The sequence below is a fragment of the Acaryochloris sp. CCMEE 5410 genome (assembly GCF_000238775.2).
Lineage (GTDB): Bacteria > Cyanobacteriota > Cyanobacteriia > Thermosynechococcales > Thermosynechococcaceae > Acaryochloris.
In genome coordinates this window covers 151,744-175,694 of record NZ_AFEJ02000004.1, presented here as the reverse complement: position 1 = coordinate 175,694, position 23,951 = coordinate 151,744, and the positions used below count along the sequence as shown (strand labels likewise).

General features: G+C 50.2%; 29 protein-coding genes and 2 pseudogenes. 27 read left to right on the top strand and 4 right to left on the bottom strand.

Annotation, left to right across the window (positions count from 1 at the left end):
• The first annotated feature begins 194 nt into the window (after window positions 1–194).
• From ON05_RS33185 to ON05_RS33150, 7 genes and pseudogenes are all read left to right on the top strand, one after another.
• Window positions 195–605 (top strand): hypothetical protein, encoded by a 411-nt coding sequence (locus ON05_RS33185; protein WP_262562579.1) that lies wholly within the window; start codon window positions 195–197, stop codon window positions 603–605.
• Between the two features lie 247 nt (window positions 606–852).
• Entirely contained in the window at window positions 853–1,125 is a 273-nt protein-coding gene (locus ON05_RS33180) for a hypothetical protein (protein ID WP_262562578.1), read from the top strand.
• 380 nt (window positions 1,126–1,505) lie between these two features.
• On the top strand, window positions 1,506–1,691 hold the full coding sequence (locus ON05_RS33175) for a hypothetical protein (RefSeq protein WP_262562577.1): 186 nt from the start codon (window positions 1,506–1,508) through the stop codon (window positions 1,689–1,691).
• Window positions 1,692–1,759: 68 nt separating this feature from the next.
• Window positions 1,760–2,064, top strand: a pseudogene (locus ON05_RS38865) (D-alanyl-D-alanine carboxypeptidase family protein).
• A gap of 169 nt (window positions 2,065–2,233) precedes the next feature.
• On the top strand, window positions 2,234–2,623 hold the full coding sequence (locus ON05_RS33160) for a hypothetical protein (protein ID WP_262562573.1): 390 nt from the start codon (window positions 2,234–2,236) through the stop codon (window positions 2,621–2,623).
• A gap of 80 nt (window positions 2,624–2,703) precedes the next feature.
• Entirely contained in the window at window positions 2,704–3,114 is a 411-nt protein-coding gene (locus tag ON05_RS33155) for a M23 family metallopeptidase (RefSeq protein WP_262562572.1), read from the top strand.
• Window positions 3,115–3,249: 135 nt separating this feature from the next.
• The gene (locus ON05_RS33150) at window positions 3,250–3,516 is read left to right on the top strand and encodes a hypothetical protein (protein ID WP_262562571.1); all 267 of its coding nucleotides are present in this window, start codon (window positions 3,250–3,252) and stop codon (window positions 3,514–3,516) included.
• A 125-nt stretch (window positions 3,517–3,641) separates the two neighbouring features.
• On the opposite strand, the pseudogene ON05_RS33145 reads toward ON05_RS33150, so the two are convergent.
• Window positions 3,642–4,218 (bottom strand): annotated as a pseudogene (locus tag ON05_RS33145) (Uma2 family endonuclease).
• Window positions 4,219–4,286: 68 nt separating this feature from the next.
• A complete protein-coding gene (locus ON05_RS33140) occupies window positions 4,287–4,457 on the bottom strand; it encodes a hypothetical protein (protein WP_175307298.1) in 171 nt (56 codons plus the stop codon).
• A 37-nt stretch (window positions 4,458–4,494) separates the two neighbouring features.
• On the opposite strand from ON05_RS33140, the gene ON05_RS33135 reads away from it, so the two are divergent.
• The 6 genes from ON05_RS33135 (at window position 4,495) to ON05_RS33110 (ending at window position 9,148) form a co-directional block, all read left to right on the top strand.
• Window positions 4,495–4,773: a hypothetical protein gene (locus ON05_RS33135; RefSeq protein ID WP_262562570.1), complete on the top strand. Its 279-nt coding sequence runs from the start codon at window positions 4,495–4,497 to the stop codon at window positions 4,771–4,773.
• Window positions 4,774–4,805: 32 nt separating this feature from the next.
• Window positions 4,806–6,227: a type IV secretory system conjugative DNA transfer family protein gene (locus ON05_RS33130; RefSeq protein ID WP_262562569.1), complete on the top strand. Its 1,422-nt coding sequence runs from the start codon at window positions 4,806–4,808 to the stop codon at window positions 6,225–6,227.
• The gene (locus ON05_RS33125) at window positions 6,224–6,613 is read left to right on the top strand and encodes a hypothetical protein (RefSeq protein WP_262562568.1); all 390 of its coding nucleotides are present in this window, start codon (window positions 6,224–6,226) and stop codon (window positions 6,611–6,613) included. Before ON05_RS33130 ends, ON05_RS33125 begins: the two co-directional genes overlap by 4 nt.
• 106 nt (window positions 6,614–6,719) lie before the next feature.
• Window positions 6,720–7,931, top strand: coding sequence for an FF domain-containing protein (locus ON05_RS33120; RefSeq protein WP_262562567.1), 1,212 nt, complete (start codon window positions 6,720–6,722; stop codon window positions 7,929–7,931).
• A 31-nt stretch (window positions 7,932–7,962) separates the two neighbouring features.
• Window positions 7,963–8,886 carry a hypothetical protein gene (locus ON05_RS33115; RefSeq protein WP_262562566.1) on the top strand — a complete coding sequence of 308 codons (924 nt, stop codon included), beginning with the start codon at window positions 7,963–7,965 and terminating at the stop codon, window positions 8,884–8,886.
• A 61-nt stretch (window positions 8,887–8,947) separates the two neighbouring features.
• Entirely contained in the window at window positions 8,948–9,148 is a 201-nt protein-coding gene (locus ON05_RS33110) for a hypothetical protein (protein WP_010480862.1), read from the top strand.
• Here ON05_RS33110 and mobF read toward each other — a convergent pair.
• Entirely contained in the window at window positions 9,145–14,763 is a 5,619-nt protein-coding gene (mobF, locus tag ON05_RS33105) for a MobF family relaxase (protein WP_262562565.1), read from the bottom strand. The genes ON05_RS33110 and mobF overlap by 4 nt on opposite strands.
• Before the next feature lie 16 nt (window positions 14,764–14,779).
• The gene (locus ON05_RS33100; protein ID WP_010480661.1) at window positions 14,780–15,202 is read right to left on the bottom strand and encodes a hypothetical protein; all 423 of its coding nucleotides are present in this window, start codon (window positions 15,200–15,202) and stop codon (window positions 14,780–14,782) included.
• Window positions 15,203–15,599: 397 nt separating this feature from the next.
• On the opposite strand from ON05_RS33100, the gene ON05_RS33095 reads away from it, so the two are divergent.
• From ON05_RS33095 to ON05_RS33030, 14 genes are all read left to right on the top strand, one after another.
• The gene (locus ON05_RS33095) at window positions 15,600–16,736 is read left to right on the top strand and encodes a ParM/StbA family protein (RefSeq protein WP_010480659.1); all 1,137 of its coding nucleotides are present in this window, start codon (window positions 15,600–15,602) and stop codon (window positions 16,734–16,736) included.
• Complete coding sequence (locus ON05_RS33090; RefSeq protein ID WP_010480657.1) at window positions 16,736–17,161, top strand: hypothetical protein; 426 nt, start codon at window positions 16,736–16,738, stop codon at window positions 17,159–17,161. The genes ON05_RS33095 and ON05_RS33090 overlap by 1 nt, the downstream gene beginning before the upstream one ends.
• A 205-nt stretch (window positions 17,162–17,366) precedes the next feature.
• Entirely contained in the window at window positions 17,367–18,002 is a 636-nt protein-coding gene (locus tag ON05_RS33085) for a hypothetical protein (protein ID WP_010480653.1), read from the top strand.
• 23 nt (window positions 18,003–18,025) lie between these two features.
• Entirely contained in the window at window positions 18,026–18,397 is a 372-nt protein-coding gene (locus tag ON05_RS33080; RefSeq protein WP_039781985.1) for a hypothetical protein, read from the top strand.
• A 95-nt stretch (window positions 18,398–18,492) separates the two neighbouring features.
• A complete protein-coding gene (locus tag ON05_RS33075; protein WP_010480649.1) occupies window positions 18,493–19,008 on the top strand; it encodes a YlqD family protein in 516 nt (171 codons plus the stop codon).
• A gap of 117 nt (window positions 19,009–19,125) precedes the next feature.
• Window positions 19,126–19,557: a hypothetical protein gene (locus ON05_RS33070; protein ID WP_010480646.1), complete on the top strand. Its 432-nt coding sequence runs from the start codon at window positions 19,126–19,128 to the stop codon at window positions 19,555–19,557.
• Between the two features lie 10 nt (window positions 19,558–19,567).
• Window positions 19,568–19,924, top strand: a complete 357-nt coding sequence (locus tag ON05_RS33065) for a hypothetical protein (protein ID WP_236619166.1) — start codon at window positions 19,568–19,570, stop codon at window positions 19,922–19,924.
• A 67-nt stretch (window positions 19,925–19,991) separates the two neighbouring features.
• Complete coding sequence (locus ON05_RS33060) at window positions 19,992–20,351, top strand: hypothetical protein (RefSeq protein ID WP_010480641.1); 360 nt, start codon at window positions 19,992–19,994, stop codon at window positions 20,349–20,351.
• A 118-nt stretch (window positions 20,352–20,469) separates the two neighbouring features.
• The gene (locus ON05_RS33055; RefSeq protein WP_010480639.1) at window positions 20,470–20,862 is read left to right on the top strand and encodes a hypothetical protein; all 393 of its coding nucleotides are present in this window, start codon (window positions 20,470–20,472) and stop codon (window positions 20,860–20,862) included.
• Window positions 20,863–20,943: 81 nt separating this feature from the next.
• Window positions 20,944–21,075, top strand: a complete 132-nt coding sequence (locus ON05_RS33050; RefSeq protein ID WP_255345120.1) for a hypothetical protein — start codon at window positions 20,944–20,946, stop codon at window positions 21,073–21,075.
• A 32-nt stretch (window positions 21,076–21,107) separates the two neighbouring features.
• Window positions 21,108–21,455: a hypothetical protein gene (locus ON05_RS33045; protein ID WP_010480638.1), complete on the top strand. Its 348-nt coding sequence runs from the start codon at window positions 21,108–21,110 to the stop codon at window positions 21,453–21,455.
• 110 nt (window positions 21,456–21,565) lie between these two features.
• Window positions 21,566–22,249 (top strand): hypothetical protein, encoded by a 684-nt coding sequence (locus ON05_RS33040; protein WP_010480637.1) that lies wholly within the window; start codon window positions 21,566–21,568, stop codon window positions 22,247–22,249.
• A gap of 211 nt (window positions 22,250–22,460) precedes the next feature.
• Window positions 22,461–22,679: a hypothetical protein gene (locus ON05_RS33035; RefSeq protein ID WP_071826400.1), complete on the top strand. Its 219-nt coding sequence runs from the start codon at window positions 22,461–22,463 to the stop codon at window positions 22,677–22,679.
• 2 nt (window positions 22,680–22,681) lie between these two features.
• A complete protein-coding gene (locus ON05_RS33030; protein ID WP_010480636.1) occupies window positions 22,682–23,872 on the top strand; it encodes a hypothetical protein in 1,191 nt (396 codons plus the stop codon).
• Window positions 23,873–23,951 lie beyond the last annotated feature (79 nt).

Below are 23,951 nucleotides of genomic sequence, written 5' to 3'. Positions count from 1 at the left end.
CGCCCTCGCTCAGCAGCAGCAACAGACAGCAGCACTTAGCCCAGATACCCCCGTCAACTTACCGGGCCTTTACTATGACCCAGATCCTGGACCGTCCCCGACGTTTCGACAACTCACGACGGCTGAGCAAGCGGGATATGTCGAGATTCCACCTTTACCCAATGGGTGCAGCTTCCTTACCAGATTGATCGAGCATGGCCGCAAGGGCGACTCCTGACCAAATCCTCAAGTTTGGAGACTTGCAGCAAAATCCCGTCACGGCATCTTTCACCAAACTCACCCTGCGAGATATTTCAGCGAGACAGGGCACGGATATTGCAGGTGTGCCCATTGGCGATGTGCCCCTTGTCTATGGCCTGACGGTTGATGAAGTCGATAACCTCTATACGAAGCTTAATAACGGTCAGAAAATCACCGTGGATGATGCCGCTCCCGCTATCCAAGCCGCATTAGGAGTGTTGTATGACCCGTCTCAAGCAGGCAAACAGCTCCAGCAAGCCGCCCTGACCACGGGAGAGAAAGTGCTGATAACCAACCTCAGCAAGATACCCGCCTTTAAAGGGATTCCGCTTCAGGATTTAGCACGGGCAATTGGGAGGGTGTAATATCCAAGGCTGAGCAGATTCAGCTAGCAGGGATTGGTAAGAAGATTGGTCCCACCTCAAGAAGCTGCCCGTTATCAGATTGTCCCTCTCGTCGGTGATGCGATTAACGGCAACTGGCACAGGTGAGAAGCGGGCACAAGCTTATGTCCTCGCTAAAGGACGATGTAGCCGTTAAAGAAGTGATCAAGGCCGTGCCTGAGCTAAAGATTTGCCTTGGGTGCCGTCCCTGATCTGGTCAATCAGCCCATTGAGCAGACCCTACCTAGATTGCGGACTGGCGATTGAAGAGATACCCGGTGCTGAGATGATTGGTCAACTCCGTTCGGGCCTCTCCGACATTCCCGTCAACAAGCTACCCTTTGACCTGGCCTTTAGCTTCTTGGCTGGGGATGTGTTTGCAAGGTTTGATATTGCCTACAGTGGTGTTGAGGGACCAGAAGACCCTCCGTTCAACATGCCTTGTCCGGTGGTACGGAAGACCAGAAGTTTCGACCCATCAAATGCACCTCGGTCAGACTAAACCAGAGGGCGAACAACTGCCCCACTTTGAGATGCGGAAGTTTATCAGCTCTCCCCTCGCCAAGTGACGGGGATGACGATATGAAGGGAAGCAATGGGTGCAAGGGCATTCCAAAGGCAAGAATGGTCAGGGTGTCAAAGGGGTAAGGGTTTACCAAAGATTGTCAATGGGGGTTGGAACCAGCAGGCATTAAGCCTTTGGTCCTAATTCTTACACCAAGTTTGTCTTGGGGATATTAAGGAGTATCCGATAAACCGAGTACTGCCAAGCTTTCCCTTGCCATCCAATTCTGCTACACCATTCCGATCCTGGGGGAGCAATGCACCCTCACTTCTTTGTGATTCCGACACCATTCACTGTTCAAGAGGGGCTTGTTCCTAGTGGCGAGTCGAAGGAGCCTGCCTGCTGAGATTGCCAAGTTTAGGAATCGAGCGTTGACGGCTGCGGGCCTGAGTCAGGTGTATGGCGACCCCATCAGATTATTGCTTCATCAGGGCAAAGTGATGTTTCTCCAACGAATTCAAAATATGGTCATCTTGCCTATGCAGAAACCACGGGTCAATTAGTCAACGTGACCTCTGTCGATGGCGTACAGGAGACTCTAGCTCCAGATGCAGCCCAAGCCTTTGAACAGATGCGGCAAGATGCTGCGTCTCAAGGATTGGATATCAAAGCAGTCTCGGGCTTCCGTTCCGTGGCTGTTCAGCAGTCGATTTGGGATAACAAGGTGGCGAGTGCTTCTCCAGAAGTGGTTGCCTTGACCTCAGCGCCTCCCGTCATAGTGAGCATCACACGGGTCTAGCCGTGGATGTGGGCAATAACCAGAATTCCAGCTTAGATCGGTCTTGGGCACGGACATCTGAGTATGCCTGGATGCAAGCCAATGCGGGCAAGTATGGGTTGAGTTGTCATTCCCAGAGGGCAATAGCCAAGGGGTGAGCTTTGAGCCTTGGCACTGGCGGTTGTAGGTACGGACCAGGCGGCTGCTACCTTCAGCCCTACCGCTAGCAATGGTCAAAGTCAGGGCACGTCAACGCCTGCAACGCCGCCGATCCTGACCATAATCTCAGACAGTATCTAGCCCGAATCAGAATTGGCGAAAGCAGTGATGGGACGAATTGGAAGCCCAATTCTCAGACGGGTGCTTATGGAATTTATCAGTTCACGCCAGAGTCTAGGCAGTCTCTTCTGCAAAGAACAGATAGATGGTTGGACCAGAGACCGGGCGGTTGCGGCTCAAGCTGCGGTGGAGTGGATCAAGATTATTGGAGCCGAAGAGAACGTTGATTTGATGGCTGCGATTGAGAGAGGAGACTTTGCTCTGGCGGATCGGGTGTTGAGTCCTTTGCAGTGGACCTCTCTGCCGGGTGGTCCTGAACAAAGTGAGGTGTGGAGTAATCCCGCGAATTTTGAGAATATGGACCGACTGGAGATGCTTCCACGAATGAGCCTGTTGGTGTTGCTTCGGCTGGGTTGCCTTGCAGGCCCGGTGCGCTAGCGAGTAATAGTGGTCCTGGCTCACTTGGTGTACTTACTCCAGAGGGTACAGGAATTGCAACAGGAACATACAGTTCACCATTGCCACAAGGAACTTATCTTTTCACAGACTATTTCGCTCATTTTCATCGAAGAAGAGGACGCCCACACCTAGGAGTAGATCTTGGTGCAGCAAAAGGAACTCCTGTGTTATCAGTTGAGGCTGGTACGATTGATCATGTTGGCTGGGACCCAGATGGCTATGGGAATTTTATTGTAGTTGGACACCCGAACGGGACAGGGACACTTTATGCTCATCTCTCAGAGGTTAATGTGAGACCCGGTCAATCAGTTGATAATGCAGATCAAATTGGTAGGGTTGGAAACACAGGGCGTAGTAGAGGAGACCACCTTCATTTTGAATTCTTTGAAGGCTACACTCAAGGTAACCACCGTTCAGGTTATCCTGTTGATCCCGAAAATATTTCAATTTCAGGTGAAAACGATGAATAAAACTATACTTAGCCTATTCGCAGTTTCGTTGCTTGGATTTTACCGACATCTGCTTCTTTGGCTCAGAATGGAAATAAACTCGATTCCTTAAGACAATGCGTACCTGAAACACAAGGTAGGTATTTAGTTGACAGTATGAATGTGATAGGTGAAATTCCTTACCGAGGTGGAACTCTCTATCATGCGGTCTTAAACTTTGATGGGCAAGCTAAACAAGTACAAGGAGAAGTGGCTATTCACTTTAAAGATGAAAAATGTAGCTTAATTTATGAATCTTCTTACTGGGGAGGTGGGCAAGAGCTTACGGAAGTCTTTGATCGTGATGTCTCTCGCCAATTAGCTTATCAGTGGCTGGCTCATCGAGTTGAGATTACTGGACGAGATGTCATTCAAAATCATTGAATTCTCCCGGTCCTGTGATACCAGATCACTACGTTTGGGCATATAAACAGTTGGGCTTCTCCGTGCCACATCAATAACTAGACAGAGAGATAAGATTTAAGACTATATTTCGGAATAGAATTTCTTTAATTCCAAATCCACTCCAGATTGAGGCTAAACTTTAGCAGCACCTCTTCTCCAGAAATCGCGCTGGGTGATTGCAACACCTCAACCTCCTGCCCTGGTCGGTAAATCTCCACCTGTTTATCTTCTGGGTTGATAAGCCATCCTAGCCGTATCCCACTTGCTAGGTACTCCTGCATCTTCCGCTGAGTCACGGTGAGGTTATCGCTGGGTGAGAGCAATTCCAGCACGAAGTCAGGGCAGATTGGCGGGAATTTGCGTTGTTGTTCTGGTGTGAGGGCATCCCAGCGGGACTTTTCTACCCATGCCACATCAGGGGACCGATCACCACCACCAGGAATTCTGAAACAGGTGATGAATCAAAGACTTCACCAAGGCCATATCGTTCACTCCAAACAACGAATCGGGAGGTAAGTTTGCATTACCTCGACCCGTTTCCCCACCAGTTGGCGGCATAATCACAAGTTCTCCAGTTGGGGTGCGCTCAAACTTAATTTCAGGATTGGCCTCACAGAGAAGGTCAAACTGCTCATCTGTGAGTTTGGTAATTGGGCTGAAGTCAATGGTATAAGCTGTCACTACACTTCCCCATTCCTTGACGGGCTTAGCTTGAGATTCATTCTTACTGTAGCTTGTTAACTCAGTTCCTAATGCTCCCACCACACCACCACCCCACCCCAAAAATGACCTGGCGGTACATTATCGCGTAGATAATTCTGACCGCCATGACCAACATCAGATTTCTCGCAGTGCCCCTGCTTGTGCAGTTGGGTTACTCCAGCCAGCAAACCTATTGCTGCGACCACTACTTTAGACACAACGACAGATTCATCCCCATCGCTAAAAGCAAAGGTGGTGAATGATGCAGCACAAACCGAACAGCCTCCCCAGCCCCAATCTGAAGGGGTTGACCTGTCTCCCCTATTCAATGGCCCTCTCCCCTGGTTGACGGGTTTATTGGCCCTGATCCTAATTGCCCTGTGGTGGTTTGAGGATGAGACGAGACGCGAACCCGATGATGCCCGATGGGCCACGAGACGGGAACAGCATCGAGCTAAGATGCTGGGATTAAAGCAAATCAGAGACCGAAAACGGGATGAGATAGCCCTGCGTCTGGGCAGCGATGACCCCTGATCCTCCCAGACCTCCAGCCCCTGGTCACCATCGTGGGTGGGTCTGGTAAGGGCAAGACCGCCACGGTGATTGAGCTAGCCTTAGCAGATGCTATACGCCAGGAGCACACCCTGATTGTCTTTGATGTGAAGGGTACTCTCAAGAAGAAATTCATCCCCTTTGCCCTCAAGCAACCAGATCCATATGATTGCTACTGCTTTGCCCCCGGTAAGCGATACAGTCATGGCTTTGACTACCTAAAATTTATGCAAGATGCGGATGACTCATTGAGAGCGCGGTCCATCGCCTCAACCTTGTCCGATAACGTGATTGTCAATATTTCAGGCAAGCATCCCTTCTTCGACAATCATGCAGAGTACTTCCTGCAAGCCCTATTGATGATGGCGAAGCGGGCAGACTATTCCGACTTACCGATGGTCTGGGCCTTGATGGGCCTGCCGGGTATCGCAGAGCGGATTCAAATGGCCGACCAAGAAGGCGCATTCAAGGTAGATAGCGATTTAGGCATGTGGGTGAGGCAACAGCTCGTGGGCCTGATGAGTGTGACGGGCACCCAAGATACCGCTGGTGGCATATTAGCGAGTGGCATCAACTACCTCTTGCCAATGGTGAACCGTCAGACCATCCCCTGTCTGTCCATCGATGGGCGCGAACCTACCCAATCGACCATTCCCTTGGATCTACCGGGCAAGCAAATCATCTTCTTTGAGTTGGATGGACAGGCCAAGAAAGCCACGGCTCCATTAGTCGCTGTTGCTATTCACCTACTGATTCAGCGCAACTTGAATGAGGATACAGAACGGGATCGGCCCTTTGGTGTGTTCCTAGATGAATTCGCCCGATTGATGCTGCCAAGCTTTGAAGAAGTGGTGTCCTTGGATCGGAGCTATGGGTTCTATTCCTTTGTATCCATGCAGAGCTACAGCCAACCCAAGATTAAATATCAGTCGGAGACCTCAGAGTCCATCTTTGACAACACCTCCACCCAATTCATCTTTAAGAGTGGGAGCTACAAGGTCCGAGAAGACCTGAGTGCGGACTTGGGGGAGTACACCAAGCACTACCATTCCAAGTCTCGCAGCTACGGGAAGATGGGCAACAGCCGCTCCCGCAATGAGCAAGAGAAAAAGAAGCGGCTGATTACGGCTTCAGATATCAAACGATTGAAGAAAGGGGAATTTATCTGCACCAACCCCGGCATGGATGATCGGCCCATTCGGATGCGCTTCAACTTGAAGAAACGGAATGGAACGGATATGCAGCGGTTCACCGAATGTGAACGGATGTACGAAAGCCATGTCCATAAGCAGATGGAGCGGATAGCCCAAGAGCGGGTGTTAGATTCTCCAGAACAAATCATGTCCGACCGCATGGTGTCTGCGGATGCCTTGCTGCCCTCTACCCAAGAAGTTGAATCCCACAAATTGAAGCAACAAGAGGAGAAAGCCGCATGAGTAGCGAAGAACAGCAGTTTAGAGAAGCGTTGCAAATCGGCCAGCAGGCCGTGAATGCGACCAACAGCGTCATCATCAATGCCGTCGCCCTCCGCAAGCCGCGAGTGGCGGTCAAGATCGAGACCGCTGAACAGGCAATGGAACTGGCGAAGCAGGAGATACGGAATAACACCCCCACGGATGTGATTAAGACCAAGCTACGGATGAGCGACTATGCCGAGAAAGTGCAAGACCCAACCAAGATGGCGGAGCGGTATGTGAAGAGTGCCCAACTCAAAGTCGCGGTGGAAACCCACGGCCACAAGCTCAACCAGAATCGGAACCGAGGCCAAAATCGGGGTTTGGACGGTAGCGGTACATTACCTCGGAACGAATTAGGACTCTAACTATGGAGAACTTGAATAATGGAAAAACTTGAATTTCAGAATTTCATCAGCAAAAATATCAAGAACTCAGGGACGAAGAACAACTCTTTTCCAAGCGGCTCCCTTAATGCGTGTGGCTAAGAAAGGGATTCAGATGGCAGCGGTGCCAGGGGTAGCCGTGGCAGCGACCCATGCCCCCATCGTTGGCCCCTTCGTCGCGGGTGCCGTGGGTCAAGCCACTCACTGGATGCACTCCAGTATCCATGACTTTACCGAAACACGGCTCACGAATCAGTTTGCGGAGATGTCCAAAAACATTCAACCGGGTTTGACCCATTGGTTCCGGCAGAGGGCATTTGATGATTGGACGAAAGTCAGAATCCCAGACATGCTGGCAAAGACGGATGCCTGGGCACGGCCCTTGAGTGGGTTTGCCGCTCCGACGGTGATCGGGAAAAGCATGATTGATACAGGCAAGCTTGCCATTAGCTATGCCAGACAGGGCATTCCTACCGTGGTGGCTCGTCCCGTGGTCCATATGTGGAGGATGACCAACCACTACATCAACCGGGCCAAGAATTGGTTTGAAGAGACCCTGAGCAAGCTGCCAGAGCAAGTGCAGCAGAACGTTCGTAATGCAATGGAAACCGTACAAAGGAGACAAGCAACAATGGCTGAAGCACAGAACCAAGCCTCCATCCCCACAGAGCGCGATATGGAGCGACGAGATGAATATGTAAAGATCCTATCTGAGCAACAGAATGACCCCAATCTCACCTATGAGCGTATTCAGGAGACTATCCAAAATCAGCCCGACTTGGGAGCTGACTATGACAAGCAAGTCTTCTACCAAGCGCTCAAAGCTGGGAAAGGACCGGATGAAGCAACCGCGATTATCTCCCAGGGACCAAATGTATCTCAGATGGCTGATGCAAAGCTTCAAGATACCTCTGTTTATCTAGCTGAGACCGCAAAGTCAGTGGAGGCGCAATACAAACTAGAGAACCCCACCCCAGAGGTTAATCAGGAGCTGACCCAGGAGCCTGAAGCTCAAACAGTATTGGAAGTGAATGCTTCTGTAGTGAATCCCTCGGTGGAACTATCGACGGATGCCCAACAGCAATATTCCCAACTACTGGGTGAATTTGAGAAGAATCCAGATCTGACCTGGGAGGATATTCAGTCTCGCCTCAGTGAGAATCCAGAATTATTGAGTGAGCTGGATCAGAAGGTCGTGGCTCAAGCTGCTGTTAATGGATGGACATTGAAGACGTTCAGAAACTCGTCACCACTGAGGCCAACTTTGATGCCTTTGAGCAGGGGCAGAGGTACAGACTGAATCCACAAGCCAAGACCAATATGCGGTGTTATTGTCTAAAGCCTTGGACGAAGAGCTAACCTATGCCGATATCCAGGAACACATCAGCGAAGATCCGCAGTTGCAGAAATACTATGACGAGCTGGTTGTGATGCAGGGTCAAGACGAGGGTATGAGTGAGGAGGAAGCGAGGGCTGTGGTCCACAACTCCTCAGAGCCAGAAAGGGCGGAACCCTCTCAAGCACCTGAAGCCGAAGCACCGAAAGCGAAAGCCTCGGAACCTAAAGACCTTGACCCACTCCGTATGATCAACGAGGATATTGTTGAGAAGCTGGGTCGTAGCATTGAGATTAGCAATCTGCGAGTTATTTTGAATCGACAAGAGATATTTCGGCTTGATGGTGATGGAATGATTGACCATGATCGCAGTTCCGTTAATCTAAAGCAGGCTCAGATGATTCAGGATGCACTCAAAAACCCTGAGAATTTCAAAGGGACGCTGACGATTAAAGTGGGCACTCGCACGGTTCTCAGAATCCAAAATGGTATTGCGCTTCCAGATCGCTATAATCTCGCTGGGAAAGACCTTAAAGCTGAGGCTGACATTCCCAAGGATAATCAAGAGCAGCAAGGCGAAGCTAAAAGCCAGAAGGCTGAGACAGAGGCTCCCAAGCCAAAAGCGACAGATGAGCGGGCTGAGATTGAGGAACCCAAACTAAATTCTCAGAATCAGCCCGCTGGGGATGAGAAAATAAATGTAGAGTCCAAAAATACCCCATCTCAGCCTGAGAGTCCCACCGCAGAAAGTCAGGATGAGCTAGCTGGATTTACCCAAGAACAGAAAGATACGATTAATCGGAGGCGAGAGAAAGGACTAGATTCAAGCAAGCTCATTGCCAGGATTAAAAAGAACAATGCCCGTCCCCCTGTTGAGAAGAAAGAACAGCCCAAACGAGAAGTTTCCATGTCCCGATAAAGGGGGTGGCATATTCTCTCGAATCAGTTTCACGTTGTAACTCAAATCAAGGAGAAATCCCATGTCAGAAATTTATTCAGACGATATTCAAAGCCGAGTCTTTCCAGAAAACCGCAAACCTCAAGAACGGAGCCTCATAGAAATTGAAGATAGATCTGGGTGGAGGCGCACAGAGATTGTTCCAGGCCCACCTCCCATGCCGGGTTCTGATTGGATCAGTCCTTACGGCGGTACGGTGGTTGACTCCCGTCGTGTAGACTAACGCCCACGACCTCGCTTTAAGTTCCGACTTCTGGCCTCGACCTTGATAATGGGTCGGGGCTTTTTCAGTCTATTGACGAGGATTTGCATGGCCTTGGGGTCACCGTCTTTTCTGACGAGTCTACGATAGGCATCCGAGAGCTTGATGATGCCTTCAATATAGTGCTGCTTGTCATGATAATGCTGGAAGGATCGGGCAGTGGAAGACTCCCATAAGACCCGAATGCCATCCATCTCGTCCCCATCCTTCATCGCTTCTAGGTAAATGGGAATATCGTGGACCGCGCATCCAAAGTGGCGATTCAATCGCTTCTTAATCTGGGTGTACTGTCCCCGATAGTGCATCGTGATTTCCCGCTCCATCGGATAGGCATTCTTGTCAGCCCGCTCAAACGCGATGGGGCCATGATTAGCGATCAGGTCATCAACGCCTTTCCCTTTCTCAGAGTCCCAAGGAATTCTCCATGTCTCGCAGTCTCTTTCTTCAATGAGTTCAGCTTCTCTGACCATTTCACGGCGCACATTCCAGACCGTGGACTGCTTTGAATCCCAGTCATGGGCATACCTGAACTCTCTGCCTGGAACCGCAAACACGTCTAGTTGCGGATGCAGTACTCGTCTTTCGAGTTTTTCATCGTGCTGGTTCTTGGCCCGATAGCCGATATTGACCCCCTGCCCGCCAATGACGACTCTTCCTTGAGAGACTAATGCCGCATCTTTCTTGTCTCCTTCAGTCCGGTAGATGGGAATCTCAGGATGCTTGTAGACGGTGTACCAGAATCCTTTGGTTCGTTCCTCATCCGTTTGCACAACACCATACTTATCAAAGATTCGCTCAGCGATGTGATCTGGAACGGGTTGGAAGGCCATATCCCGTTCAAACAATTCGCGCTTGGTTCCCAATGGATTCTCATACTTGCGATATTTGGTTGGGGCATTTGGGTCTTTGGCTCTAGCTCTGCGGGTCTTGTCTACGTCGATGCGGGGAGTATCAGGTTTAAACGTTCCATAGAGACTCAGTGTGGGTTCCTCATTGGGTCCGAGTTCTTCAAAGGTGAGTGGGTCAACCCCAGCATCAGCCCACCAGCCTCCCCCTTCAGCTAGCTCTTGATAGCTCAACACTTCAGGATGCGACCGATCATTAATCAAGGCACGGATTGGCTCAATATGATACTGACTACGGACCGTCTTGAAAGACCCATCCCGCCTGCGAGTGGCGATGTCCTCAATCTTGGCTCCCAGCAACCGATCAATCACCTGATCATCGGCAATGGATTGGAGCCGAGCGGCAATCACATCAGGATGGACGCAGCTCGCCACCCATTCATTCCAATGCTTCTCGTCAATATAGTCAGGTCGTTCTACTCCCGTATAGTCTGGTTTCCAGAACACCTGATCATCAATGGTCTTGGGCTTAGGAGTGACACTCATCCCCTTGTCCGTCAACTGTCGAGCGACTTCCTTGAGTTGGTCTGCGACTGGCCCGTTCATGAGTGCATCCACAGAGCGCATTGCCTTCACGGATTTAGCCAATTGCAGCATAGCTGGGAAGGTCTTCAGGCTTCGCTGAGCGCGAACGGTCAGATCATTGAGTGCGCCAATGTGCTGAGTAATGGATTCATGTGCCCTCCACTCACTAACGGTATCGGCCAGCTCCTTAATTCTGGCAAAAGAATAAGTGGGTTGCTTGGCGTTAAAGGCTTCAATCTGTTGGGTGATGGCCTGGAGCTGGGGCTGCACCTGAGCGAGGGATTGCCCTTGCTGGAGTTCGCTTACGATTTCGGCAAGCTGCTCTATGCCCTCAAACTGAACTTGCTGGGGTTTAGCCAGCTCGTTAATCTGAGTCGTCAAATCAGCCAACTGCTCAACCAAGCCACTCTCAGCTAAAGCTTGTTCTTCATTGAGGTCATGGACATCCTGAGCCAGGTCATCCATGCCCAGGAATTGAGGCACCGTGATTGAGGCAACCAAATCCTGTACTTCGTCCATGACCGCCGAGACTTCCACCTCAGTCTGCCAATCCTGAACGGCATCGACCAACTCAGCCATTGCGGGGAATTGAACATCCAGATATTGGGTGGCCTCAATCCCCGCTTGGAGCCGGATAATAGCCCGGTCTAACCCTTCAGTGCCCTGAGCCAGAACATCCACCAATTCAGTGACGGCATTAGCCAGCTCCTGACCCGTTCGCCATTCCACTACGGCATCGGCAATGGTCTTGATTCGTCGCTGTCTGAGGGTCTGGTCAATGGTCTGGTCAATTTTATTTATTGACTGGGAAATATAAGTAAGGTTCTGGGCGAGGGCTTGTTGTCCTTGCTGCCCCTTAACGACATTAGCTAATTCGCCCAGACCACTAAAGGAACTGGGTTCTAGACTTTGAGTCAGATTCTCTATATCCTTGGCAAGAGCCAGCAAGTGATCCTCCAACCCGCTTGCTGATAGCTCTTGCTCCTCAGACCAGGTATTCACCCAGCCAACTAGGTCTGAGGAGATTGTGTGATATTCCGGTGAACCGTTTTGTATACTGGCTTGCCGTTTTACTGAGCGACCGTCTTGGGTGGGGCGTGTCGGGGGAGCTGGTCCTTGATCTGCATGATTTCCTCTGCGGCCTCCAATACCTTGTCGCTCATCGTCAACTGCAAGACGCTGGTATCCTCGATTTTCATCCTTAAGTTGTCCATTGCCTTGGCGAGTTCCTTGATCGATTCGCTCATATCCGAGGGCTTCTTGGATGCCATCGCCTCCTTGAATTCCTGGATGAACAGGTTGAGAACGGCTTTGACTTCCATTGGAATGGTGTTGATCCGCTCCCTGACCTGGGACTTGAGTTCTCTGTTCTCGTCTAGGATGTGTTGGTTCTGGGCTTGGACCTCTTCGACTTGATTGGTCAGGATGGTGATCGCGTCCGTGAGGGGACCGAGTTGGCTTCTGATTTCGTTGACGTTCTGTTGTTGATTGTTGACGTTCTGTTGTTGTTCGTTGGTTTCCATAGGTTCCCTCGATTAGATCTAAAGCACTTTTTTGGGCATTGGATTTGGCGACTCGGTTTCTGAGTTTGTTCAGGCTCTCGGTATAGACAGTTAGTTCATGTTCTTGTCGAGAAATATCGACGAGGAACGGCTCTCGGCTGGAGGTACGGTCATTGGTGGTGATGACAATCGTCCGTTTCTTGTTGCCACTCTGGGAGCGGTAGGATGTCCACACCCGGTCATATTCCAAGGCAAGCGGTTGCGTCAGTGGTACATCATGGGAACGTCCCTCATGGTCCCTGACCTTCATATTCAAGCCATCGAGGGTGGTGACCGTGAGCTGTTGGCCGTTGATCCAGTTGTTTTCTTTGATCGTTGTCGTCCACCGCAACTTGTCCCCAACGGCCACATCAAATTTATGGGCACTGTAGACCTCCTTGAGTTTGTATTTCGCTGGTTTGAATCGATAGAGCCGACCGCCAAAGGAAGATACCACCAGCTCATCTCCCTCTCGTCGTTCCACCTTGTAGAGTTCTCCTCGCTTGATGGATGCGGTTTTAGACGTTTGCAGTAGCCGAACGTAATCCCCTTTTCGATACCAATCCGCCCGACGCTTTTGCTCGATACTCAAGTTGCGGGACTTGAGCTGAACAATCTTGCTGGATTCTCCCAGCCGTCCTGCTTGTTTCTCGCCTCTACGAATGGCTTGCTCCGTATCGAGTCGTTCCTCATTGGTGCCAGCGATAATCAGGGTTTCCTCTTGTTCTTTGAGGGGGAGAGCGAGGTACTGATCTGCTGCGGCTTGGGCCATATCAGATTTATCGCCCGACTCAATCACATATCCATTGGCATCAAGGAGTTCTAGTGCTGCAATTCCTCTACCTCTGGCAATCAGTTCAACGGCCTGCTTTTGGACATCAACTTTTTGCCTGACAATCTCCTCAATCCGGTGAGTGGTGGCTCCATTGGCCTGCATAAACTTGAAGGGATTGCCCGCTTCAATTGAAGAGTTTTGACCTGCATCCCCCACGAAGATGACTTTTGCCCCAATGGGCTCAGCTTTCTCCAGAATCATCTTCATCTGTCGTCGGCTCATCATGCCCGCTTCATCAATCAGCCAGACTTGATTGGGGCTGTCATCAGCTTTATGTAGAACTAGATGCTCAACGGTATTGGTCGTGATGCCTAGCTCATCCTGAAGTTTCTTCGCCGCTGGAATCGTGGGGCTGAACCCTTGAATATTTAAGCCAGATCCATTCAGTAAAGTCTTGAGTACTCCCAAAGTTCTGGACTTGCCCACCCCTGGAAAGCCCTGCCAGATTTGGTAACGGTCAGAGCTGGAGAGGGTGTTGAGTATGGCCTTGGCCTGGTCTTCATTCAGCTTGACCGAAATCCCCAGGAGTGAGGGATTAGCGACCATCGGCTGTGCCTGACCTTGGCCTGCCATCCAGCGCTGATGGATCTGGGCTTCTTCTTCAACGGCAGTGACGGTGGTGAAACCACGCTCAACGGGGATCAATTCTTTGCTTTGCTTGATGGCCTCATCCACCTGTTCCATAGCCATGCCCTGACGCTTGAGGGTCTTGAAGACATAGGCATAGATGTCGTCCTTCTCAAAGATGGAGGACCACTCCGCATAATGGCGAATGGCACTCTCAACCTCATACCTGGCTCTATCTGGGTCAGGCATGACGGCCAGAGGTTCAGCCAGTATCGGATGGCTCACCCCTTGAGAGAGGGCTTCTTCTCTCCAATGGTCTTGGATGATTTCGAGCTTTTTACCCACACCCCGCTTAGCTTTGCGAGTGGGGAGTACCTTCAGCTTTTTGTTCTCTGGAGTAACTTCTAGCCCTTCATCTCGAACGGCTTTGACGATGGCCCGGTGACGCTTAGAAAAGACTTCGACATCAGAACGGTCGTAGCCCACTAGCTCAAATGCATCCTTGGTTTGGTAGATCCGATAGCCCAGCCGCTGGACCTTCTCTGCCAACTTCTGGCGGTAGAAGCTGCCGATCCACTTGGCCTGAGCTAGCTTTTCATGAGAGAGGGACCGCCACTGACCATCTGGTCCCTGTGTCCCATTCATGATCAGCATATGGGTGTGGAGCTGCATGTCTCCATCGCGAGACGTGTGATGAGGCATCAACGCCGCAATCATATTGCCCGTATCGACGACGGAGCGGACCCCATTCACCTGAATTCGGGTCTGGGCATACTCTCGTTCAAGCAACTCAAAGGTTTCGAGGACTGCCTCCATGTGGGCATCAAAGAGTCTGTTATCTCCTTCCAAGTGCAGTGCCATCGACACACTTTTGGGGGCTGACAACACCACATCATGGGCATGGCGTTCTTTATCTTCCTCGTTGGGTTTCTTGCCCCGAATCCGTTGGACTGCACCACCCGCGACACTTTTTAAGGCTTCAGGTAGAAACCCTCGACTGAGGGCTTTGAAGTCCTCTCGTTTAACGTAGGTGCCTAACTTTTGAACAATCGCGTTGGAGCCGACCCAGACAGCGGTACTCATGCGGTCGATGTCAGTGATAACCTCGGATTCGCTGTAATAGCGCTCTGGAGCATCTACGAGAGATTCATCCTCATCGTAATAGTCAATCATCTCTCCATAGATGGTCCGCATCGTCTTCATGACATCGGCCTCTGGCTTAGTTGTCCAGACGTTTCAGACAATCATCGACTGCGGCCTTGTGTGCCTCATAAAGCTCTGGGTTCGCTTCAAGGTGCCGTGACATTGAGAGTTTCTTGGATGCTTCAAAGGTCGCTATGAGGTCTACTTTTCTGACGTAGGGGCCGAGCTTCTTGACCAATGGGTTGGAGCCGACCCAGACAGCGGTAGTCATGGGGTCGATGTCAGGATCTGGCTCGACGCTCTGGATGTTATAGCCAAGTTCGCGGCAAGCCTCAACCAGTTCGTGTTGATAAAGCCTCCTCCGATTACTAGGTTCAATCAGTTCTTTGCGGTAGAACCTCTTGAATTCCTCAACCTCATCGACTGGATCATTGGCTTGAGGACGAACGAACCCTTGAGTGACGTGCTGCCAAAGTCTGACCAGAAAAGTTTTAAGCATGGGAAAACCTGCTGTGAAATTTTAAAAAGCGATTCCATCGACCACAAACGTGATCGTTCTCATGAAAACTACAAAGATGCTACTGAATACTACAGAGTGAAGTTACAAAACAACTACGGAAGTACTACGTGATAGTACAAAAATGTTTCTGAATGTACTACGAAAATTTAGGGTCAGTCCGCTTGGGTAAATTTCCGTTCCGGTGCCTCGGAGTGGTGATGGGTGTGGGAGCCTCAGCGACCCCTCCAGAACCTCTTGAATCTGCCCTCAAAGTAGCACCACTCCAAGCTTTCCTGCAAGTTCTCAGGTCATTCTCTGGATTCCCCCAAGTCTCACCTATTTCGAGGGGGATTTGGGGGAGTTGCAAGGGGATTTGTGGGGATTTAGGGGGATTTGTGTGAATCGTGATTTGGGGTGGCGGTACATTATTTCGTTGATTATGGAGAAGCGAAAATCCATGAACGCTATCGCCAAATTTGGAATCGATACTGGGGCATCCGGTAACAAAGTTCTTGTCCAAACCACTCACCCTGGCAAGGTGGGTGTAGAGGACTTGATTTTGCAATCGAGTGCCATCCGCAAAGTCACGGCAAGCTATTACGAGTCGCTGAACTTAGTAAACAATCGGCAAGGGTCACACCTGTCATTTGATGGTGCCCATTGGATTGTGGGTGAGTATGCCGAGGGGGCTGTACGTCGGACCAAGGTGAATCGGATCAAAAAGCACCATGCCGTGGCTAAGGTGCTGTCAATCGTGGGTCAGTACATCAGCGAAATCGATAGCCCCCTGGATGTTGAGATTGATCTGATGCTGCCTTCAAATGAAGCTCCCTACTTCCGAGAAACTGAGGAGCTAATTTTCAAGCATATTCGGAGTTTCCAGTATGGGATTGACACAGTTTCATGTAATCCCGTTCGGGTCCAGGTTCATCCAGAGGGTGCAGGATTTGCTAGCTATGCGAATGTGTACCCCTGTTCAATCCTGATGTTTGGTCACAGAGATGTGACGATTATCAACCTCAAGGATGAGCAGGCGAATGTGGTTCCTAATGCTTACACCTGGACGGGGTACGGCACCATTGAGATTTTGCGGAACTTCCCGTTTGCCTTCAGCAATGAATTGACGGGGGCGAAGCTGCTGTATGAGGAGGCGATGGCCTGGGGCGAAGGGGGATTATCGGCAATGCTCAGTGAAGAGGAGAAGCCGATTACGTTAGCTGCACTCAAAGAAGCCAAAGATTTAGTCTGGACTGACCTGAGTGATGACTTGGCAGCGGATACCGACTTTATGAATTCTAAGCGTGTTTATGTCGGCGGGGGAGGTTCCTTTTTCTGGGGAGACTACCTAGCTGATTTATGTCAGGTCAAGGCTGATATCCTCGCTCCAGTCCGCAAAGAAATCAAGACAGCATTTGCTCAACTTCGATTGTCATTGTCTCAGCAACAGAGGTTTATCGATCTATATCTGATTTGGCGACAACATGCAGCCCCTGTGACGCAACTACAACCTGCTCCAGTTAAGGAGGTTGTGTAATGCCTGAGCGATTAAAAGTAGATGCTGTATACCCTAATGCAGAGTATAAGGAAATCTTGCAAGCATCCAAGCAACACTTCTACGGAACGTTTGCGACTAAGTGCGTGACGATTCTCTATGCCGTCTTTAAGCCAGTGGTTGTTGCCCTTCGGACCAATTCCGTAGCTGAGGTTCGCAAAGCCATCCTGATTTCAAGAGATCAGGTTGAGACGTTTTACGAATTGGCATTGATTATGGTGACTGCTGATGGGGGTTCTCCTGAATTGACGCCACCCTCACCAGCTCCATCCACAGCCGCCCCAATGGTCGTGGAACCTCCACCCCCTGAGCCTTATGTGCCTCCAAGAGAAGAAGAGGAACCCCCGGCGGTAGATTCTGATAGCCCTGCAATAAGTATCTATGCAGGGTTGAAGGAGGATGACTGATTCGATTAGGAAGGCTCATGCCACTACCAAAAAAATGCTGGTGGCATGTTCCTTTGTGATGATTCACAGACGAGATTCGAGGAGTTCGTTATGGATGACTGATCCCAGCAGGAAGAGGGGGCATATTTCTATGTCCCCCTCACTCCACCGATATCAAAACCCCGGTGATATATTCCCACAGTTCAACATTTGGAGAAATAAACGAATGACTATTATGAATGATTTAATGCAAACCCTCGGCATGGATGACAAGCAAGTCGGTCATCTACTGAGAGCCTGCGGAATGAGTGAAGACGGCTATGACCTGGAAACTTTGCAAGGTGTTGTGAAGTTGAGAGAAGAGAAATCGGCTGATAACTACACCCATGCCTGGTGCATCTACACCGCTGACACCCATCAGGTTGACCTTAAGCCCATCCACAAAGCCATCACTGCTGAGGGGATTGAGACGGGCAATGACCTGTACCACCCGCTGTTCACCTTGGTCTGTGAGCGGGTCTCTGAGGAGAGCATAGACCCCGTTGATGCGGTCAAAGCTGAATTGCAGGGCACCGAAGAACCCGAGGAAGAAGTGACTATTGATGATGTGGAGGAAGTCGATGAGGGCATGAAGTTAGCTTTAAAAGCTGACTCACTGCGAACCTGCCGCCGAGTCGTCAAGAATGCTCGAAAGACTTCAGAGCGGGTTGTCCAAGCCGCGCATAAGTACCACATGCAGCAACTGAGTCGTGACTTGAAGAAGATGTTTGCCGAAGAATGGGCGAAGGAGGAAGCCCAGGAAGCCCTTGAAGGCGAAACGGTGCCGGGAAAGTGTTTAGAGGCCGAGGTCCGGGAAGTTTAGAACGTCAAATCTTGTTGGAGCTGATGAACTCTCAGTACCAAGTCTGGGCGATGCAGTCGAAAGAGGCCCTCGCTGTCCGAGAGCGGGCAATGCTCCTCGCGGACCAGGAAGCCTTGCGTGAGGATGCCAAAAAGCGAAGGGAGCATGACTACCGCATGGCCGTGCTTGGCGATTTCAGCTATTGGGGTTGGCTGGTGGTGCTCGTCGCCCTTATCGCTGGGTTTGGGGGCTGGTGGCTGCGGGGGACCATCGCCCCATCATCGGCAAATAACAGGAGTGGCATATTACCCGTCACCACTCAGCCAAATTCGGAAGGTGGCAGATTATCGGTCACTTCCAACCAGGTAAATCAGAGCGGTGGCACATTACCTGGCACCTCCGACTGGAGCCAATAAAGCTGGTGGCATATTACCTGTCACCACCAACTAGCAAATTAACGGTGGCATATTATCCGTCACCTTCAAAACCATCTAATTAAGGAGCAATCATTATGCTTACTCAAGACCGTCCCACTCAACCAAAGCCAGAACTTTGGGTTGAGTCTCCATCAAATAATCAGCTCTTACTCAATCGCCCGATCACCGTCAAAGCCATCGTCACCCCACTCTGGAAAGACGAAGCCCGTCAACAGCTCCAGTCCCAATCTGACCAATTGGACGAACAGCTCACCCAGCTCGATACCCAGGTCCAACAAATGGTTGGGGAGTTGAGTCAACACACCATCCAAATCGTTGGAGCCGATAACAGCACGGTTGCCGAGGCTCAGGCTCAAATCCAAGGTATCCAGGCTCAGGCCAATGAACGCAAAAACGAACTGCTCCAGCAAAAGAACCAAGTCTTGCAGCAACTGGAGCAGGTCCAAACCTTGGAGCTGGGCCTGGAAGTTGATCAAGGTCAGGTCGATAACTTCTTCTACGTCAAGCAAGGCGACCACTTTGTTCGCAAGATGCAGGTTGAGATGGTGCTGAGGGATGGCGTGATTGAAGAGATTCGGGGCGAATTGTGATATTGGCCTAGCTGATTTAAGGGAGGGTGGCATATTGTTTTGCCCCTTCCCGACCCATCAATTGGGGTGGTGGCATATTCATCCGTCACCCATTCCACCAAGCTAAGGAGAAGACTGATGCTAACTGAACTGAGTCCAAGGACTGTCCCAAGACAACCCACGATTTTAGAAGAGGTGGGTTCAACGCTCCAGTTTGTTCTAGGTGCAATGTCTGTGAGCTGTGTTGTATTTGGCTTGCTCACAATTTCACCTTATTTGATAGACAGTGATTGTTCTCGACTGGGGTATGTGCCCGTCACCTTGGCGGAGTGCTTGCCAGAGTCTGAGGTCAAGTCCACGATTTGGGAGGCAAGTATCCCCACACCAGTGGGAAATTTCTATTTGGCTAAAGGAGAACCCGTTGCACAGGTAGTTCCGCTGCTTTTTTCCTTGTGGCTTTTGTCTTTCCCTGCGGCGGTAGCCGCTCATGCTCTGGGACGTTTCGTTTTCATGAAGCTGGCATTATCTGCCGCTCAATCGCATGAATCTGAATCACGAGAAAGCAAGTGAGGTAGAACCCATGACTAACATAGCTCCCATAGATAAGCCACTGAAAAAGGAAGTACTCTCAAACATTATTTCAGCCTTGCCAGTTATTGCCCTGCGCCTCGGCATGGTGGGTTGGGGCTGCTGGCTCATGGTTGATGGTTTGGTCGGGCCAGCTCCAATCACAGGTCGCTTGCGCCTTGAAGCACCTGTGTTTCAGCCAGTCATAGAACTGTCCAAGGCGATTATCCATAACCCCCTTGCTAATGATGCCCTTCATCACGGTTCGCTAGTTTGCTTTCTCGGTGGAGCGGGTGTCATTGGCCTGAGACATGTCGCCTTTCTTTGGGACACCTACAGAGGCAAGAACGGGAAAGACGACGGGAGATGATACCGAAAACGAGATCGTAACTTGATACCAACGACAATTACCCAAATTTACTCATGAGGAGATACCCATGAAAGTTATCCGTACCGTCCAAGCAGGCGTCATCAACATCGGCTATTCAGTCGGCAAAGATTTGGTTGATGTGTACGAAGGGTTTCTGCTTCATCGATGCTCGGTGCTGGCGCTGGGAAAAAAACTGTGCACCGTGTTGTTCACTCAGCTCTTGATTCAGGTCATGGCGAGTGTTGCCATTTCTATTCTTTATCTTTGCTGGCACGCCTTGGGTGTCATCTATCACTCCATTCCTCTAGAGGTCTTCTATGCCAGGACTGAAACAGTGCCCGATTTTCTGGGGCATCTCCTTGTCCTTTATATGCTCGTCTTTGATGTGTCGGCAATCTTGGTCTATCAGCAGCTTAGGCCGGAGTAATTGGCGCAGTATCACATCCGCGATGGCCGAAGGCCGCTCTCCGAGCATCGCAAAAAAATACCAACGACAATTACCCAACTAAATTTACTGAAGTTATACCTAGAAAGGATTTAGAGACATGCCAGACTCAACTGTAATCAATATCCCCTCAGAGCGAGTGCTGTTAACGCTGGAGGAGGAAATTATCGATTCTTCGGCCTGTATCGGCGCTTTGCTCGAACAATACGAGGCTAAATTCCATCAAGCCGCCATAGAGCTGCGAGAGGACATCCCAGGCTCCTTCAAGTTATGCCTTTGCTCTCTTTTGCACAATACCAATGGCAAAGATGTCTTTGTCGCTTCCTTGGAATGGGTCAAGACGGTCTTAGTCGAAATCGATTCCCCCACTATCTTGCCGAGTGTTGAAGCGGTAGAGACGGGAAAGCCTGAAGCCATTATTTGGGTTGTCCTGGACCAGCGGTCTGTCGGAGTCCATGCCCACAGGAATAAGCTGCTTCAACCTGTCTTTTGAGTTGCGATCGCAAAACAATACCAACGACAATTACCCCCCTGCCAGCCCCCCAGATTTCACACCTAAAAAAGGACTCCACCCATGAACCACAAACCATGCCCAACCTCCCCTTTGCCCTGGTGCCACCCACAAGACCGGGAAGCGATTACCCGCACAATCCTTGAAAACACCAGCACTCAATTCCAGTTCCGTACAGACCGCCCCGCCGAATAGCTACCCGTGACACAAAACATGGAGAAAGCCCCATGAATCCAGTCGAAAATCGCAATCCAGGCTCATTGATAGAGGCTTCCTTGCTTGTCCTACAGGAATACTACGCTTTGAGTTTAGAGGCGGGAGCTTATCGGCTTGAAGGGAATGAAGTTTGCACAAGCAGTTACCTTAAATTGCTTGAAAGTGCTTTTTTGATTGCCTCCCAAGCGACACCCCCCTCACCTTGTTTGCTGCAAAGTATTGCTTGGCGCGTTGGTGAGGCATGTTTTCATGACATGGATGGTGAGGCCACATCAGAACGCCTGCAGACACTTAAAGGTAATGTCAAACAGTGTTTGGCAGAAACCAGGGTTGCCTTGCCTTTTATCTGCGAGGGCTAACCTTGAGGGTCTTCACCTGGACTCTCTCGCCTCTAGGACTGCAGCTATCAATAACAGGTGTCCTAGAGGCTGACTCACAATCTCTAATTCATCCAACAAAAGGTGAGAATATGTTCAGAATAACGAAAATTAGAGAATATATGCGATTAGCAAGGAAAGAAGGTAGTGATACCCGGATAACCTTTGGGAAACCCGCTATATTGCAGCTAAAAGCCAAACTCCCTAAAGGAGAAATCGTCGGACAGGGAGCTATTTTTGGGGTAAGGCTATGTCTAAGTCCTGAGTTTTACGGGGAGCGAACTGCTCGAACTTTTTTCCTTGCCAGGTCTGAATTATCTACTCGTGGGGTAGAGTTTTACCGTTTTTGGGAACCGTGGGAAATCGCAACAGATTACACCAAAGTTGGTCCTTTTGATTTTCGCCAAATTGCCGGACCACAAATCTATGAATGTTGGAACCTGACGACACTTATCAACAATTATAAGAAGATTCATGACGCTTTTCCGTTGGCTCCAGTATTCATAGATCATGAGCAAAGTCTGCTTGAGGCTGTCCCTTCTGTGCAAACTCGCTTGGCTAAGCTGGGCATTTTTGCGAAAAATAACCTGATACCCTTTGCGACGTATGAAAAACATCTTTCGCAACTAGCTGGAATATGCATTGGTTACGCAGGCCGAGAAGCGATTATAACGGTTGGTCTAAAAACGGCTGTTGCTGATTTGTTGAACATATTTAGCATTGAGGAGTTTGAGCGCAAGCACGGTGAGACTTCTATTCCAAAGCTAACCCCTTGATGACGCACCGTTTTAAGTATGGGGGGCGTAATGCAGCAATCCGATGGTTTCCGACTGGCCTAAAACCTTCGGACAGCAAGCAGCGGCCATCACGTCCTTGATACCACCTCTCAGACTTCACCCCAAACCACAATAAAAACGCCCTACCATCACTTCCGGCTCTGGGAGGGCGTTAGATCGAATCTTACCAATTATATCGAGGTACACCCCAATGGAACGAACCCCTTTCTACGGCTACATCGAGCAAGCTTGGATCGACCACCAGACCGACTACGGACAGCACCCAGATCCATGCACGGGACTGCCATCAGACCAGATCCTTGACCGGGTTTCGTCCTGGTTGAGTGAGTTCAATCCGCTGATATCACCTGAGTCTCAGATAGCTGAGAGCATCCGGGTGGGTATTGTCCAGCGATTTTACGGGTGGTAGTTATGACTAAATCAACGTGGACAATTACGGTTGATCCAGACACTAGGATTGACCCCAACCGCTGGTTTGACCTGAAGCCTTGCCACTCGGATGAGGAAGTTGAAAGTGTTGCTCAGAGCTTGGATGAACAAGCTGATCACCCTGACTACTGTGACCCTGAAGGTGATGCAGTCATTATGGAGATTTTGGCTGATGAATACTGGCGTCGTCGCATTCGTCCGGTCTATTTGCAGCAAGGGGAGCTGGGCAATTGCTCACTAGCTATCAGAGTAGAGCTACGACTCGGAGAATTTGGTGTGATCCACTGTGGCTCGAATGTTTTCCAACACGAGCATATTCCCCAAGCCCTGCAATTTATTGATGCACTTGAGAGCCAGGATCTGGAGTACAGCGAGTACTGGATGGCAATTGCTGAGCATTCTCAGCCACTACCGCCAGCACCGACGTTTGAAGGCTTCTATCAGTATGTTTTACAGCGATGCCAGCTAGCCATCGAGGATTATCACGAATACCTTAGCTTCTATGTCACGGATCGGAGTGGATACCTGGAGATTGTTCACGGGCGGAAACCTAGGAGCCTTGAGGGTAAGTTTGTCTGGGCACGGTTTGAAGCTTCTGCATTCCCCAGTGACTGTAAACTTTGCATCAAGCCACAGAAGGAGGGGTTTGAAACACCTGAAGAAGAGCAGCGAGGGATTGAGGACTATGCCCGTCAGGTTGCACGTCATCTATTTGATGGTTTTCAGTTTATCCAGCGCCGCAGGATTGATCGGGGTATGCATTCCCAGAGTGTTCAATCTCATGCTAAACGCCAATCTGCTGCTCCCGATCCAATACCCCAACCTCAGCAGAGAGTTGAAGAACCCATCTTTGACCATCTAGCGCAAATCATCACTGCCTTTGGGAGTCCGATGGAAGATGCCGAGGGCGGCACTCTGTACGACGATGGCACATACCTTTTTATGAAGGGAGAGTACGAGATCAATGTTGCTCGATGCGCCGATCATGATCTCCTGAATCACATCTATCGCAATGCAAGATTTTTCAGTCATCAGGACATCCGGGGTGTTGGACACAATTATTTCTTCGACCACACCACCGCTGAGGATCGGGCTTATTTCACTCGCTTAGCTGAATCCATCGCAGACAGGGCACAGAAAGATGCTGAGCCTGAGTTGAATCCTGCTGTTTAGTTTTTTGTTTTCCCTCTGGAATTTGTATTGCCTAGGCACTTCAAATTCTGCACAGAACTTGTAATGCCTAGGCAAATTA